Origin of the sequence: Bradyrhizobium guangdongense (assembly GCF_004114975.1) — a bacterium.
Classification (GTDB): domain Bacteria; phylum Pseudomonadota; class Alphaproteobacteria; order Rhizobiales; family Xanthobacteraceae; genus Bradyrhizobium; species Bradyrhizobium guangdongense.
In genome coordinates this window covers 6,322,725-6,337,151 of sequence record NZ_CP030051.1, presented here as the reverse complement: position 1 = coordinate 6,337,151, position 14,427 = coordinate 6,322,725, and the positions used below count along the sequence as shown (strand labels likewise).

The window sequence follows — 14,427 nt, the reverse complement described above, 5'->3', positions numbered from 1 at the left end:
TCTGTCTATAGGAGCACTACACAATGCCGAAGAAGCAGTCTTCGAGCAAAATCTCGACCTTGGCTTCAAAAGTCCTCAGTGGCGATAAGAAGCCGTCCCTCGCCGACTCCAAGAAGTTGGCTGCGTCTGTCCTCTCGCAGGACGAGAAGAAAGGCCAGCGCTAGCGCCGACATCATCACCAACAACGCTAAAGGGCGGCCGATGTGCCGCCCTTTTTGCTGCTATGAACTTTCTATCTTCTACTTGATGCCGGCGGCGATCATGACATTGACCTTCTGGCGGTGTGATCACCATTGGAGCGTTGTAAACGGCTCCGCTTGCCTTACGCCACCCGGCGCGCCTGCCACTCGGAGAGCGCCGCGTTGCCAGCGTCGCGCTCCGCCTTCTTCAGCGTCTTCGCCCGCCGGCGGGTCAGTGCGACCGGCGACTTCATCCAATCGGCGTCGAGCCAATCGGGGAAAGTTGGCAGCGTGTTGATGGCCTCGATCAACTTCGGTTGCGGCACGCTGGTATAAAGGCGGCTCATGTCGTCGGCTGCGTGCCCCATGATCTGATCCTTGATGTGCGGATGCACCCCGTTGACGACTAGCTGCGTCGAGACCGAGTGCCGGGCGGTGTACGGGGCCACGTCGAAGACATGGGTCCGTAGCCGGGCGGCGGCGATAGCCTTCTTCATCTGGCCGCCGTTGTCGTCATAGACGGTGAAGGGAGCGCCTTCCCATGTGCGGACCAACTTTCCGGGCCGGTTCTCGACCATGTCGGTCAGCAAGGGAACGATGGCCTCATGGATCGGGACGCCGCGCGGCTCGCCGATCTTGGACTTCGGGATCGTGATCCAACGGCCGGGGACGTTGACCTGGGAGGTCTCCATAACGAATAGTTCGATGGGGCGCAGTCCGGTGTAAAATAGGATCGTCATGATGATCTGATTGGCGACGCCGAGCCCCTGCACGAAGCGCCAGCCCGTGGTGTAATCGACCGGATAGGAGCCAACGCGCTTCGCCTTGATCGAGACGACGTTCGTCCCCTTCGGCTTCTTCGCGCGCACCCATAACTTCGGTGTAGCCCACTCGGCGCGGCAGGCGTTGCGCCAGATCGCAATGAACGGTGTCCATAGCTGCCGGTTGATCGTGTCATATTGGCAGTTGGGATAGAGCGTCGCCGCGATCTTGTTCATCCGGTCCTGGGTGATGTCCTTCAGAAGGACGCCGTCCAATTCTTTCATGAGGCCAGACCACTGGCGTGTGTCTTCGTCGAACGTCCCTAAGAAGCGAGGCGAGCCGCCGTTATCGAGATACGACTCGACGGCCTCATGGAATGTCACCACGGCCTGCTTGCCGTGGACGATCTCCGTGAGCAGCCTGCCTTCGCGTTTTATGCGGAGAGCTTCGGCCGTTTTCTTGTCAGTCGTTTTTGTAGACTCGTGGACCTCTTGCCCTTTGTCGTCCGTCCCCCGGATGATCCAGTTCGATTTGCCGGGGGTTCGTTGCCAGAGATAGAGTCGCATGATGATTTCATTCCACGCCAGATAGTCATGATGTCCGCTTCCTCGAAGCGATAATCGCGACCGACGCGAGCCGCGTCGGGAAGATGTGTCGCCACCAAACCGTAAAGCGTCTTACGCGACACCCGCAGGCGCACCATGACCTCGGCGGAGGTCGAGATGGTGCCAAGCTGCACGTTATCGTTGGCGGCCTTGGAAGACCGGTCAGCTCTAAAAGCGATTGCAGTGGCTTGGTTCATGGGGAATACCCTAGCCCGGCATACCTAGAACTCAAGGCGTTTTGGTCTCTCTAGGGGAGGCATTCTGAAGCAGCGCTATTGAGCCTCCGACCTAACTGTTCAAAGCAGGCGACGCCCGATTCGTTCTTATTTGCGCGTGAGGCCTTTGAACGAGCTGGCCCGCAACAACCCTTCAGAAGTGATGTCCCGGTACTCGACCTCAGCGTAGAACTTCGGCTCGACCCACGTTGCCTTGGGCTTCCTGATGGGCTTTGTGAGCTTTTGCTTAGGGCTCACAACGGTATCTAGCGCCTTGCGGATTTCAGCCGACTTCGTCCGACTCCAGCCCGTCCCGACTTTCCCCATATAGCGCAGCTCTTTGCCATCCCTCTTGCCGAGGTAGAGAGCGGCGACACCGGAGGGGTCCTTGACGAAGCCAACTACGGGAAATTTCTCGCGCTGGACCGTCTTGACCTTAAGCCAAGCTTCAGTCCGCTCCGATCGATACGGCGCGTCGGCCTTCTTGGAAATGATGCCTTCGTAGTTGAGCTTGCTTGCCGCCTCGAAGAGCTCATTGCCGTCACCGGTAAGGTGCTCGCTGTAGAGCGCCGGAGCTTCGATGCCTTGCTCCTCGAACAGCTCCTTCAAGACCTCCTTACGCTCAATCTGCGGCGCTCTGCGCAAGTCTTTGCCGTCGAGCCACAAGAGATCGAAGGCGTAGAACAACAAGCGATCCTGACGGCCTCTTGCTAGCTCGGCCTGTAGTTCGGAGAAGTTGGTCCGGCCTTCGTGGACCACGACCACCTCGCCGTCGATTATGGCTTGGCCTGGAACGTCGAGGGCGCCGGCAATAACGGAGAACCGGTTGATCCAGTTCAGCCCGTTGCGGGTGAAGGCGCTGCGGTCGTCACCGTCGATGTGGAATTGCGTGCGGTAGCCGTCGTATTTGATCTCATGGAGCCATTGCTCGCCCGAGGGAGCTTTGCTCTTGAGGGTCGCGAGCTGGGGTTCAATGAACCCCGGCATCGCCGGTTTGGTACGCCTCGCCACGCTACGCTACTCACAAAAACACCCGCCGCCGGGTTGGGGCCGGACGGCGAGCAGTTAACTCAACTTACCCACGCAAGACAATGCTTAGGGAATGTCGCCGCTCCTGCGGGTCTGACCGATGCCGTAGGGCTTGTTCAGAAAAAACCCCGTTTGCCCATGGCGGCCTCCGCATACTGGTCAATTGCGACTTGGATGGCCTCAACATGCGCCCGGCACCAACCTTCCCGAGTGGATAGCCGGCGAGTTTGGTCGAGTGACTTCAGGAAGTCTGGTGGGTCCTGCATGTCTGAAAAATACTTGGGCCGCTCAGCTACCATTTCCGTCCTCCTAGTACTCGTTTTCTGGTCTCAGGCGGGGCAGCCTTCTTCATCTCGTCGCGCTGAGCGACGAGATGGTCCACCTTCGCCTGCATGCGAGCCAGAAGTGCTTCAGCCGATGCCGTTCCTATCCCGGCCCGCTGAAGTTGGAGGATTTCCTTACGCTGCCGGCCAACCTGCGCGCGCATACGATCGATCTCGGAGCGGACGTATTCGAGTGTGGGCATGACCAAACCTGGGATTTTACCCAATAGAACGAAACAAGAACAAAGAGTCAAGGTGATAGGCAGCTGACCGAGCGCAAAATCTGATTCGCCCCGGCCCATGAACCGCAATGCGGTCACCGTTACCGTCCGCGACGAGCAAATTTGAACTTCAAAAAAAGGCTCGTGAGAAAAGTGTGGACACTGATCAATTGGGGAGCGCCTAGCAGGCTAAACTATAGACGTCCTATAATGGGCAACGCTGATTCAATCACCGAACGCAAAATGAGCGATGAAATCCCACTGGTTCCAACTATCCCGCCGGGATTGAGAGATGCTGCGCAGCGCGGAACGCTTGTCCCTTTCGTAGGGGCCGGCGTCTCGATCCTCGGCGGTTGTCCATCATGGGGCAAGCTCGCGGACGATGCGTTAGGCGCCTGCATCAAGGCAGAAAAGTTCAACCATGGCCAACATGAGCAAATTCGCCACCTGACGCCGCGCATGAAGCTTTCGATTGCCCGCGCAATTGAAGCCGAACACGGACTGACGATTGACTATGCGAAGTTAATTCAGTCGGACGACTATTCGAGTAACGTGGTTGGCCGCCGAGTCTATCGGAGCCTTGGCAAACTCGGGAAGACTTTTGTCACGACAAACTATGACTCTTGGCTTGATACTGAAATCGTAGATACCGAAGTATCTGTTCAGGACGCGCCTCCCGTTGCCGATTCCACTACCGCCACACCGAGAGCCAGGCGTCGGATCATTGACGTCAATGATTTTACTCCTGCCAATCTGGCCCAAGATAACTGCGTATTTCATCTCCATGGCTCCGTTTACGACTCGCCTGGAATGATCATGACCACGCGAGATTACATCCAGCGATATGCAAACGATCGACGGTCGGACGATCCGACGCGAGAAAATCGCACACTGACGTTCTTGGAGTTCCTCTTTCAGCGACGGACCGTTCTATTCGTTGGATATGGACTGGAGGATCTCGAAATCCTCGAATACGTCGTCCAAAAAGCTAGACAACAATCCGGTTCGGGGCCGCCTCAAGCGAGACACTTCATGTTGCAGGGTTTCTTCGCGCACCAATATGACCTTATGCGAAGCATGGCGCAGTACTACGCTCAGTGCGATATCGAACTGCTTCCATTTCGTCGTGATCAGCGCGATTGGGCTCAGCTCATCGAGGTGCTTGACCACTTCGGCAGTATAATGCCTGCGAAGTCAGCGCTCGCTCTCCAAAAGCAAACAGATATGGAGGACCTCCTTGACTAACGGTCTTTCAGCCAAACTAGAGTCCTTCTTCGACATGATGAGCCAGGGCGAAGAATTTGCCCAGCACGGCTTCGACCTTCTCGTTAAGCGTGGAGAGCCTGAGAAATATTTTGATGCTGTGCGAGCACGCGGCTTTTTTGACCCTGTAAAGAACAGAGGTCCAGAGCCCTCCACGAACCCGGGCTTCGTGCACATTCCCATATGGCATGCGGTCACTTATCTGCAGGCCGTTGCCAAACGCGCGAGCGACACGAACGATGACGCACTGAGTGAAAAAATTCTCAGTGTGATTAGAGATGTAACCAATTTTCGCGATTCAGAAAGTGGCCAGCCGACGGATAACTACCAAACATACTTTCGGTTCGCGGATATCTTGGGCGAACTCCCGGTCCGTTGCATCAAGCTAGATGACCTCAAGCTCATCCGGACGTGGATCACTTCTAAGTACGACAGCAAAATGATTGGATATTCGCTGGGCAAAGGTTTGCTTAAGAATCTTTTTGCTAGCGGCGCGACGGAGGACATCAAGAAGGCTTGTCTGATTATCGAAGAGTGCATGGCTTTCGAATGGTCTTCCGAAGATCGTCGTGGTCGATCAAAAGAGTTGGTCACTCTAGTTGATGATTACTGGCTCAAGGAGATGCTGAACAACCACGCGCGAGAGCTCGGTCAAAAGGCGGGGCGCGATGCAGTGTCGATCTTTGAGAAAGGCCTAAGAGCGATCTTTTCCGACAAGCGAAGAGGCTATGGTAGCTCGCTTTGGCGTCCTGCAATTGAATCGAGTGAACAAAATCTCGATTGGCACGGAGCCGAAAATCGATTCGTGGAGGGTATGCGAGACTCCCTAGACGGTTGGCTGGAGTCTGAGCCGCAGGCAGCTACCATATTTGTAGCTCACGCTTTGAAGGATCAATCGGAAATAATTCGGCGTATTGGTTTGCACGCCGTAACGGAGAACTTCGACTTGCTGCGCGATGCGTTTGAAGCCGTCGTCACACCCGATCTGTTTTCGTCTGGACAGCGGCATGAACTGTATCGTCTGCTCAATCTTCGGTTTGGAGAGCTTACTCCAGCAGGCAAGAACGCAGTGCTTGAATCGATTCGTAAGTTGCCGCCGCCGTCAACCGGCGAGGAACCTAATCGACGACTCAAGTTCACGCAGAGAGAGTGGCTTTCATCGATCAAGAACCATGGCGAAGTGGCCGATTGGTTCTCCCAACTCTCAAGCGACCCAGAGCTCGGTCCGTCAAGCGAGCATCCCGATTTCCTAGCCTATCGCGAGTCTTGGTGGGGACCCGGGCCAGCTCCATTCGATGAGGATCTATTACTCGCTTTTGCCGAAGACGGGTCGCTTGTCGATCGGCTCAACGGATTCATCGAGACAGGCTCATGGAAAGGGCCGACTACGGGAGGCCTCGTAGCAGCGCTCGAAGGGGCAGTCGCGGCTAAGCCCAACGTCTTCCTGCCGCTCTTGGAGACCTTTCACGAAGCGAAGGTCGCCTATCAGCATGCAATTATCCAGGGCTTCAAGCGAGTTTTTGATCCGTCAAATGAACCGAAGCCAAATTTTGATTGGAACGATGCGTGGCCCAAGTTGATCGCGTTCTTTGCTAAGTGCGTGGCGGCGCCGGATCTTTGGAAACCGTCGGACGAACACCAAAAACTGGATTTGGTGCCGACGAGCGCTTGGATGCGATCGCTTATTGCCAGTTTCTTGGAAGCCGGGACACGCGATGACAAGACGGCATATCCTCCTAATCTGCTTCCTCAAGGATGGGCAATCATAAGAACGTTGCTCGACCAAGCGCCTGAAAGCGAGCTAAGCCTAAATGACCCGATGACGCATGCTCTTAACACTGAAAAAGGACGCGCGATTGGCGCCATGTACAATCACGCGCTCCGCGTCTGTAGGCTTGAGAGTCTGGCGTCGAAATCTACAGAAAAGGCATGGGCCTCGCTCCAGGACGCGTTTGACGCGGAGATCGGAAAGTGCCGCAACGCGAATTATGATTTTTCCACGCTGTCAGCTTCGTATATCGCTAACTTGGACTTTATGAGTCGCGGCTGGCTCGCCAACAATGTTCGTGCGCTATTTCCCGCCGCCGCTTATCCTAACAATTTCAAGGTAGCGATTGGTGGCTTAGCATATGGAAAGCCGACAAGGCCGCTTTACCAATTGCTCGCGTCTGCAAACGTGATTGCCGACGGATTGGCTGTAAAGCTCGAAGATCGGCATGGGCGCGAGCGAATTGTTGAATGGGTTTCGCTTGCGTATCTGTGGGACGACGAGGAACTAGACTCGCCCATCATGCAGCAGGTGATCGAGGGCGGCGCAGACGACCTCGAAACTATGACAAATTTCTTTTGGAAGGTGCGTGGAGACAGGTTGACGACTAAGCAGAAGGACAAAGTGCTCGCGTTCTGGGATCGGTGTCTTTCGTGGAGTGCGTCGCAGACAAAGGTGCCTCTACAGTTGTTGGCACGGCTAGGTCGCCTCGCCGAGTACGTTGAGACTTTAGACGAGAGTGCTAGAGCACGACTTTTAGCTACCGTTCCCTATGTGCATAACGATTACGCGACTGACGCGATGGTGGAGGAGCTTGCCCGCTTAGTCGACACGAGTGTGCCAGCCACTGCAGAAATATTAGAGAAGATGCTTCAGGCTAGCGCGCCGAATTACGACATGGACGACAAGTTGAAGAAGCTTATTGAAGAGCTTGCGGCGCGCGGGCAAAGAGATGCAGCAATCCGTTGCGTCAGTAGACTTCGTAAGACTCTCCCGGGAATGGTAGATCTGTACAAGAAGCTCACGCTCCAGAGTCAAAATTAGCCGACAAGCAGCGGCGGGTGAGGCCAGCATTCCGAGATATATGCAATCCTCAGCACTCAATCACTCAAGAGGCCGCGTTGCTCGCTTTCAAGCTGTCGCATGAGCGTGGCGAACCGATTGTCGATCTGATTGGCCACTGCGCGGGGATCGTCGGCCCCATTAATGGTCCAATGGTTAGTGATCGCGATCGGACCGGCGGCCGGGCTCCCGTGGTCGCTGGGCGTAGCAGCAACCGCCGCCGCTCCGTCTGAGGTCAGGCTGCGCAGCTTGTCGTTCGGCTCGATACGGCCGGACATGCCGGGCACGAAAAGCTCGGGGCCTTGCTCGCCGACAAGGTACGGCTTGCCGTAGCTCACGGGGCCGCCCAGCGCGCGAGCGCCCTCAATCGGGTTCGAGGGGTTGCCCGAGTTGAGAAAGCTCTTCGTGCTCGGTGCGCCCGTGAAGATGCCCTTGATCGCGCTGCCCAACTGCATCGCCTTGCCGATGGCGGTGCCCATGAACCCAATGAGGCTTTGGATCGCGGAGATGACCGTCTGCACGCCCTGCGCCGCAGCGCCGCCAACGGTCGCGCCCCACTCACGCCACTTCGTATTGGTCGCGTCGAGCGGGCCGAGCAACTGCGTCATCCAATTGTAGACGCTGCCCAGGCCATCGGCGAGCGCCTTCACGGCCGGACCTGCCGGGCCAAGGCCCTGCATGAAGCCCTCGCCGAACCCGGCGAAGAACGACTTGATGCCGTCCCAATTGTTGTAGACCCACACGCTCAGCGCCGTCAGCGCGACGACAAGCGCCGTGATGATCAGACCGACCGGGTTGGCGACCAACGCCCACATGGCGACGCCGATGGCGCGCAGCGCGGTTAGCGGGAAGAGCAGGATAGAGCGTCCCAGGGCGAGCAGAGAGCCGCCGAGAGCCGACAGCGTCGCCGCTGCCCCGAGGGCGGTCAGCATTCGGAAGCCCACCGCCATCGCCGCCAGGCGGCCTACAGCGGCGACCCCAACGCCAGCGATCACACCGGCGAGCAAGACGAGACCACGCGCGACCAGACCGATGGGAGTGAGCAACGCGGTTAGCGCGAACGCGCCCACGCGGCCGATGGCACCGAACGCGAATGCCAGCGGACCGGCCGCTGCGGCAACCGCCGCAAGGCCGATGCCGAGCCGCAGCACAACGGGGTTCGTTTGCGCGAGGGCCTTGAGCCCGTCGGACAGGCTCTTAAAGACGGTCGTGATCTCGGGCAGCACCGCTCGGACCAGAGTGTTGCTGAGCGTTTGCCACGCCGCATCAAGCTCGCGGACTGCCTTCGAAAGTCCTTGATTGGCGATGTCAAAGGTTTTCGCGCTATAACCGGGCGCGTTCGTGTTGATGTCTTTGAGGATACCTTCGAGGTCAGCCTTCAGAAGGGAGAGCATGCGAACCGACTGCCGCCCTTCGAAGATGCGGGCGAGGTCGCCTTGCGTCGCGCCTTTCTTTTTCAGGTCGATCAGGAGTTTCGTGAGGTCCACCTTGCTGCCCGCCATGGTGAATGCAGCATCCACCGCTTGCAGCACGGACTCGCGGTCCTTCGCCGCTTCCGATCCGAACTTGGCAACAACCGCGTCATAGATTGCCTTGCGCTGCTTCTCGGTGTTGCCTTCGTTGTTGGCCAGCGCTGCGTCGATATCCGTCTCACTACCGGCCATGTCGAAGCCGTTAGCGCTCAGTCCGGCCGTGACACCGGCGCCGGTTCGCTTGCCCCCAGATACATAGTCGCTGTAGTCGAGACCAAGGCGTGCCATCGCTGCCCGGCCTTCCTTCGTCGGCTTGAGCAGGCGCACATATGCCGAGCGAAGAGCAACGCCAGCTTCCGGGCCAAGTTGTCCGGCCTTGTTCAAGGCGATGATCAGCGCGTTGGTAGACTCAATTGACTCGCCTGCGGCCGATGCGGCGCTACCGACGAATTTATAAGCTTCCATCATGTCTTTCATGGAAGCGCTGGTTGCGTTCGCGCCATAGGCCAGATTATCCGCGATGCGGCGGCTACTAGCCGATGCATCCTCGACGGTCCTCATGCTCAGCCCGTATTGCGTCACGACCTTGCTCACAGCGCCGGCAACTTCAGCGGCCGGCATGTCGCCGACAATCGAGCCTTCGAGGATTGAAGCAATCGAGCCCTTGGCGCCCGGCACTGAGAAGCCGGCCTTCAGCATCTCATTGAAGGCTTTTAGGGTGTTCGTCGCGCTCCCGTACTTGGCGGCGATCGTGTCGGCAAACTTCTCGATTTCCAGACGTTCGGAACGCGAGACGCCGCCAAGAGCTTCGGTGAAATTGCCCGCCCTGTCGCGCTCAAGAGCGCTGCGGATCATGCCAATGGCTGCGAACCCCGTCGGCGTGGTGACGCCAATGGTGAGGTTGCGGCCTTTGCTCTGGACCCGCTCCAACTTTCTCGCCGTCGCATCGATATGCTTTTGCGCTGCGACGAACGGCGCCGAGACGCTTTGCCCGATCTTCGCGACCGTCGCAGCCAGGCCGTTGACTTGCGCCTTCGTGGCGTTGACGGCGGCGCCAAGGCTCGGATTGACCTTGCCGCCGATGTTGACGAATACAGAAAAAGCTTGGGCCACGATTTCTTACCTAAATGAGCGCGTGGTGTCGTCGAGCAGCGCAGCAACCAGATCGCCAGCGCGCTGCGCGTCGGAAGGTGCAAGGTGGCGAATGACTTTTCGCGGGACCGCGTACACCTTGGCCAAGGAGCGGATGACTTGCTCGGGTGAGTTAGTTCGGAAGTTGGCAATGGCTTCGAACGAAGCCACCGCAAGCCTGTCGCAGCGCTCCCCGTCGATTTCGACGGGGACGTTCAGAGTGATCTCTGCGGGCGCGGGCATGTGAGTCACCCTCGCGGCCAAATGTGGTCTTCACCTGAAAACGCGGGCGGCAGCCGTACCGATGACAGCGGTGCTTCGCTCTGGCCGGGACGGAAGGACACGCGCTCGATAACGACCTCGCGATCTTCAAGGGTGGGGATGATGGTGAGCACACGACTATAGTAATCGTGCTGGACTGCTGAAACCGGGATTGCCTTGCCGTCATGGCCGATGTCCGCCTGCCGAACTACTTCGTGCGGGGCTTCGTACTGAAACTTGGCCTTGTCCGTATCGCGCGGAGAGCCGGGGTAACGATAGACCCAGCACTTCCGCACCGCGCGTCGCTCGCCGGCCACACGGTCGGGACTTCGCCGGTGAATTGCGTCGTATCCCGCGACGGCATCGGCGACGGGGTTGGATCGCAGTGCGGCGTTCACAGTCGTCGTTTCGATGTCGAGTGCTTCGAGCTTCGCGATCACTTCCGAAACCCGCGCAGCATGGAGGAAGTATTCCGCGAGCAGCTTGGCGGCTTCCTTGGTGTTCGCCTTCCGCGCGGCTTCTGCACGCTGGCGCAACGCCTCGTCGGCGGCGACCTTTGCGGCGGCTTCCTCAGCCGCGATCACGTTCGGAAGCTCGGCGGTCAGATGGTTGGCGCGCGCTTCAAGTCGCATGATTGCACGCTTGATCGCTGCGGCGTCGGTCTCAGCTTGAGCGTGCTGGCTATCATTCATGACGGCAATGCCGGCAAGCACGCCCTCAAGTTGGGCGTTGTGTGCAGTGATTTCAGATTCGGCTTGTTCGATCTCGGCCCGGATCGTTGCGGAAGTGATAGCCGTCTTGGGGGCGAAGAGCTTGGAGATCATATTCATTGGATTAGCCTCGATAATTCTGAAGAGCATCGGTCGCGCGCAGCCATTCCGAATAGGCGCGCGCCTCAAGATTGCAGGTGCTGGCGACATCGGCGCCCATGCCGAGCGCGGCCATCTTGCGTGCGTAAGTATGACGCTCTTTTGCGGCGGCGTAGGTCGCGGTGGCATCTTGCGCGGCGCACATAAGTTCCTCGCGGCGGCTCATTTCGAGCCCCCAGTCATGTGCTGCGCAAGCCACGCGTCGAACGCCGTGACGCTATAGCGGCACACGCCTGAACCGACCTGGATGAATGCGGGACCGATTCCGCGACGTGCGTAGTTTGCGAGAGTGTTCGCCGAGAAGCCGCCGCGTGCGGCTATCTGGCGACGAGAGAGGAAGACCTCGGACATTTTTGGACCTCAGGAAAACAGCGGCGAGCGGAAGAGAAAACTGGCTAAGAGAACGCTCGCCGCTCTTGTCGTTTCTGCTTTGTCAGAGCGGCGGTGACATGCGCACAATGCTCAACCCGCTCAATCCGCAACAGCCCATTACGGTCGCCCTTAAGCGGCGGGCTCAGCGCGCTTCATGTTGTCGTTGGCGTGGCCAGCCATGCGCCTGTCGTGATCGGCCAGAATGGCGGCGCGTTCGTCCGCCCGCGTGCGGAGCAGCTTTTGCTCGACCCCAATGTCGATCAGGGCAGCCCAGGTTTGCGGGACATTCATTCGCATCTTAAGGGCGAGCGCGGCGAGTTCGCCCGCGAGTTCGGGGTCAAGCGCTTCGAGCGCTGCGACGGGGACGAGGCCGAACCCAAGCGTTGCCAGCACCGCCTCCAAGCTCTCAAGACCGGCCTTATTCTTTTTTCTCCAAGCCTTCAACGTAGCATGTTGCACCCCGCTACGCTCGGCGACGTCAATGTATCGCAGTTTTTGCCGCGCCATCTCTGCGAAGACGAGCTTCACATGAGGGCCGACGCGGTCGGGCATCGTGACAGTGCGCGGGTTTTTACGACGCTTCCGATTTGACGGTGCAGCTAGCGCAGTGCGGAAGGTAGCGGGATAAAGAGGGGGCTGCATTGGTAATCCTTGAGAGCTTTTGAACAGTCTCCAAGATCAGGTGAAGGGCCATTCCGCTACAGCCCATTGCAGTCGCCCTTGCGCCCCGCCCCATGGCATCGCCGCGCGCCTCCCCGAGAACAGAAAGCGACTTTTGAAATTTTGTATCTAGCGAGATCGGGCGGTCGCGCGTCACCCTCAAATGGGGGGGCGCGCGGGAGGACCCAAAGTGTTGCAAGTTTGCGAGATGGCCGGAACTAGAGCCAGGTGCGCAAAGAACTAGGCTACGTGAATAGATCGGGGCGCTAGGCCCGTCGATGTCCGCCTATGAGTCTCGCAGCGGCGCAATGGTCGCCCGAAGTCGTAGATGGGGCAACATCGGACCTTTGCCTTTATTCTGTGGCTATTGAGCAGTTACGAGCAAACGACGGCAATTCTAGGCATTGCTCCTTTAGTTGCTACAGGGGCTACTATCCCCTTTTGCACCACAGGAGGTCGCGATGAGAACGTACGATTTGGTGGTGATTGGATCGGGCACCGCCGCTCAGGTCGTGAGCGCGCGGGTCCGAAAGGCGGGCCGGACGGTGGCTGTCATGGACCATCGTCCGTTCGGCGGAACTTGTGCACTGCGTGGATGTGATCCCAAGAAAATGCTCGTCAGTGGTGCCGAGACCATTGATGCTGCACACCGGATGCAGGGGCACGGAGTTACGGGCGAACTTCGGATCAGTTGGCCTGAACTTATCGCCTTCAAACGCACCTTCACCGATCCGGTGCCTCAGAAGCAGGAGGCCCATTACGCCGCACAAGGCATTGATGCTTTTCACGGCATTGCGCGGTTCACTGGCCCCGACGCCGTTTCTGTCGAAGGACAGGAATTGAAGGCGCGTCACATCGTCATCGCTACGGGCGCACGTCCCGTGCCTCTGCAGTTTCTCGGTGCAGAACACATCATCACGAGTGACCGATTTCTGAAGCTAGAGAGCCTGCCGGCGAGGATCGTACTGATTGGCGGCGGTTACATCGCGGCGGAGTTTTCCCACATTGCCGCTCGCGCGGGAGCGCAAGTAACCGTGTTCCAACGCGCTGACCGTATGCTGCCGCGCTTCGACCCGGACCTTGTCGGTTGGTTGATGGTGAAGTTTGCGGAACTCGGAATCGATGTGCGGCCGCGATCGACGGTCAACCGAATCGAGCAAACGGCGAACGGTCTGCTAGTGCATGCTGATGGGCAGCAAAGCGTGGCTGCCGATCTGGTGGTGCATGCGGCGGGTCGCGAGCCTGACCTGGATGCGTTGGACTTAACCGCAGCTCAAGTCACAGTAAGCAAGAAGCGTCTCGAATTGAACGAATATCTCCAGAGCGTATCCAACCCTCTAGTCTACGCTGCCGGCGATGCTGCGAGTATGGGTCCGCCCCTGACGCCCGTATCGGCCCACGATGGTAGGGTCGTCGCTACCAATATTCTGGAGGGCAACTCTCGTAAGCCCGACTATCGAGGAGTGCCGAGCGTGGCTTTCACAATCCCGCCAATAGCCTCCGTAGGGTTGACGGAGAGTCAGGCACGGGCGCAAGGGTTGAAGTTCAAAATGAAGTCGGAGAACACGCCCAATTGGTATACGGCGCGCCGTCTCGCAGAACGAGTGTACGGCTACAAAACGCTAGTCGAGGAGGGAACGGATCGGATTCTCGGAGCGCACATCGTCGGTCCCCACGCCGACGAGGTAATCAACCTGTTTGGACTCGCCATCCGGCACAATCTGACCGCGAGGGATTTGCAGACGAGCATGCTTGCTTATCCAACCGGCGCGTCAGACATCGGATCTATGGTCTAGCCTTGCCGACCGGCATCCAGAATATCGAGCACCGGGCAGTCGGGGGTAGCTCCATCAGAGCATCGAGCAACCGTTTCCGCCAAGATCGTTTCGAGCTTGACGAGGTCGGCGAGCTTACTACGAACGTTCGCCAGATGGACGCTCGCTATCTTATGCACGTCGGCGCACGATGCACGTTCTGGCCCTCCCAAGTTCAGCAGGGCTCTAATTTCTTCAAGCGCGAAGCCGAGTTCACGAGAACGCCGGATGAAAGCCAATGTCCGTTTTTCGGCTGACCCGTAGACCCGGCGCCCGTTCGCCGTGCGTGGCGGCGGCGGCAGCATTTTGATGCGCTCGTAATAGCGGATGGTCTCGATGTTCACCCCGGTATGCCTGGACAGCTCACCGATTGAGATATTTTCGGCTCCCGAAGTCGTGATGGTCCGCATGAAATAGCCCT

14 protein-coding genes and 1 pseudogene are annotated in these 14,427 nt (G+C 58.3%); 4 read left to right on the top strand and 11 right to left on the bottom strand.

Going from position 1 to position 14,427, the window contains the following annotated elements:
• The first annotated feature begins 23 nt into the window (after positions 1-23).
• Positions 24-164, top strand: coding sequence for a hypothetical protein (locus tag X265_RS40795; protein ID WP_164938861.1), 141 nt, complete (start codon positions 24-26; stop codon positions 162-164).
• A 158-nt stretch (positions 165-322) separates the two neighbouring features.
• Here X265_RS40795 and X265_RS30215 read toward each other — a convergent pair whose 3' ends face one another.
• The 5 genes and pseudogenes from X265_RS30215 to X265_RS41110 form a co-directional block, all read right to left on the bottom strand.
• Complete coding sequence (locus X265_RS30215) at positions 323-1,459, bottom strand: tyrosine-type recombinase/integrase (RefSeq protein ID WP_430648589.1); 1,137 nt, start codon at positions 1,457-1,459, stop codon at positions 323-325.
• Entirely contained in the window at positions 1,375-1,644 is a 270-nt protein-coding gene (locus X265_RS42350) for a helix-turn-helix domain-containing protein (protein ID WP_430648588.1), read from the bottom strand. The genes X265_RS30215 and X265_RS42350 overlap by 85 nt, the downstream gene beginning before the upstream one ends.
• A 225-nt stretch (positions 1,645-1,869) precedes the next feature.
• Positions 1,870-2,772: a non-homologous end-joining DNA ligase gene (gene ligD, locus X265_RS30210; protein WP_244659457.1), complete on the bottom strand. Its 903-nt coding sequence runs from the start codon at positions 2,770-2,772 to the stop codon at positions 1,870-1,872.
• 84 nt (positions 2,773-2,856) lie between these two features.
• Positions 2,857-3,089 (bottom strand): annotated as a pseudogene (locus X265_RS42345) (hypothetical protein).
• Complete coding sequence (locus X265_RS41110) at positions 3,083-3,433, bottom strand: hypothetical protein (protein WP_244659458.1); 351 nt, start codon at positions 3,431-3,433, stop codon at positions 3,083-3,085. Before X265_RS41110 ends, X265_RS42345 begins: the two are co-directional and overlap by 7 nt.
• A gap of 144 nt (positions 3,434-3,577) precedes the next feature.
• On the opposite strand from X265_RS41110, the gene X265_RS30195 reads away from it, so the two are divergent.
• Together X265_RS30195 and X265_RS30190 are read left to right on the top strand one after the other, a co-directional pair.
• On the top strand, positions 3,578-4,579 hold the full coding sequence (locus X265_RS30195) for an SIR2 family protein (protein ID WP_164938860.1): 1,002 nt from the start codon (positions 3,578-3,580) through the stop codon (positions 4,577-4,579).
• A complete protein-coding gene (locus X265_RS30190; RefSeq protein ID WP_128968140.1) occupies positions 4,572-7,409 on the top strand; it encodes a hypothetical protein in 2,838 nt (945 codons plus the stop codon). The genes X265_RS30195 and X265_RS30190 overlap by 8 nt, the downstream gene beginning before the upstream one ends.
• Before the next feature lie 56 nt (positions 7,410-7,465).
• On the opposite strand, the gene X265_RS30185 is transcribed toward X265_RS30190, so the two are convergent.
• The 5 genes from X265_RS30185 to X265_RS30165 all read right to left on the bottom strand — a co-directional run bounded on the left by X265_RS30185 (position 7,466) and on the right by X265_RS30165 (position 12,084).
• A complete protein-coding gene (locus X265_RS30185; protein ID WP_128968139.1) occupies positions 7,466-10,012 on the bottom strand; it encodes a phage tail tape measure protein in 2,547 nt (848 codons plus the stop codon).
• A 6-nt stretch (positions 10,013-10,018) separates the two neighbouring features.
• Positions 10,019-10,273 (bottom strand): phage tail assembly protein, encoded by a 255-nt coding sequence (locus tag X265_RS30180; RefSeq protein WP_128968138.1) that lies wholly within the window; start codon positions 10,271-10,273, stop codon positions 10,019-10,021.
• Positions 10,274-10,278: 5 nt separating this feature from the next.
• Positions 10,279-11,121: a hypothetical protein gene (locus X265_RS30175; protein ID WP_128968137.1), complete on the bottom strand. Its 843-nt coding sequence runs from the start codon at positions 11,119-11,121 to the stop codon at positions 10,279-10,281.
• 4 nt (positions 11,122-11,125) lie between these two features.
• The gene (locus X265_RS30170) at positions 11,126-11,326 is read right to left on the bottom strand and encodes a hypothetical protein (RefSeq protein ID WP_128968136.1); all 201 of its coding nucleotides are present in this window, start codon (positions 11,324-11,326) and stop codon (positions 11,126-11,128) included.
• Between the two features lie 335 nt (positions 11,327-11,661).
• A complete protein-coding gene (locus X265_RS30165; RefSeq protein ID WP_244659459.1) occupies positions 11,662-12,084 on the bottom strand; it encodes a transposase in 423 nt (140 codons plus the stop codon).
• Between the two features lie 569 nt (positions 12,085-12,653).
• Between X265_RS30165 and X265_RS30160 the strand changes: the two genes are divergently transcribed.
• Positions 12,654-13,988 carry a dihydrolipoyl dehydrogenase family protein gene (locus X265_RS30160; protein WP_128968134.1) on the top strand — a complete coding sequence of 445 codons (1,335 nt, stop codon included), beginning with the start codon at positions 12,654-12,656 and terminating at the stop codon, positions 13,986-13,988.
• On the opposite strand, the gene X265_RS30155 is transcribed toward X265_RS30160, so the two are convergent.
• Positions 13,985-14,416, bottom strand: coding sequence for a MerR family transcriptional regulator (locus X265_RS30155; protein ID WP_128968133.1), 432 nt, complete (start codon positions 14,414-14,416; stop codon positions 13,985-13,987). The genes X265_RS30160 and X265_RS30155 overlap by 4 nt on opposite strands.
• Positions 14,417-14,427 lie beyond the last annotated feature (11 nt).

Excerpts from the sequence above, each read along its gene's own strand:
- X265_RS40795 (WP_164938861.1), top strand. The coding sequence starts at position 24 with ATGCCGAAGAAGCAGTCTTCGAGCAAAATCTCGACCTTGGCTTCAAAA.
- X265_RS42350 (WP_430648588.1), bottom strand. The coding sequence starts at position 1,644 with ATGGTGCGCCTGCGGGTGTCGCGTAAGACGCTTTACGGTTTGGTGGCG.
- X265_RS30195 (WP_164938860.1), top strand. The coding sequence starts at position 3,578 with ATGAGCGATGAAATCCCACTGGTTCCAACTATCCCGCCGGGATTGAGA.
- X265_RS30180 (WP_128968138.1), bottom strand. The coding sequence starts at position 10,273 with ATGCCCGCGCCCGCAGAGATCACTCTGAACGTCCCCGTCGAAATCGAC.
- X265_RS30175 (WP_128968137.1), bottom strand. The coding sequence starts at position 11,121 with ATGAATATGATCTCCAAGCTCTTCGCCCCCAAGACGGCTATCACTTCC.
- X265_RS30170 (WP_128968136.1), bottom strand. The coding sequence starts at position 11,326 with ATGAGCCGCCGCGAGGAACTTATGTGCGCCGCGCAAGATGCCACCGCG.
- X265_RS30165 (WP_244659459.1), bottom strand. The coding sequence starts at position 12,084 with ATGCCCGACCGCGTCGGCCCTCATGTGAAGCTCGTCTTCGCAGAGATG.
- X265_RS30160 (WP_128968134.1), top strand. The coding sequence starts at position 12,654 with ATGAGAACGTACGATTTGGTGGTGATTGGATCGGGCACCGCCGCTCAG.
- X265_RS30155 (WP_128968133.1), bottom strand. The coding sequence starts at position 14,416 with ATGCGGACCATCACGACTTCGGGAGCCGAAAATATCTCAATCGGTGAG.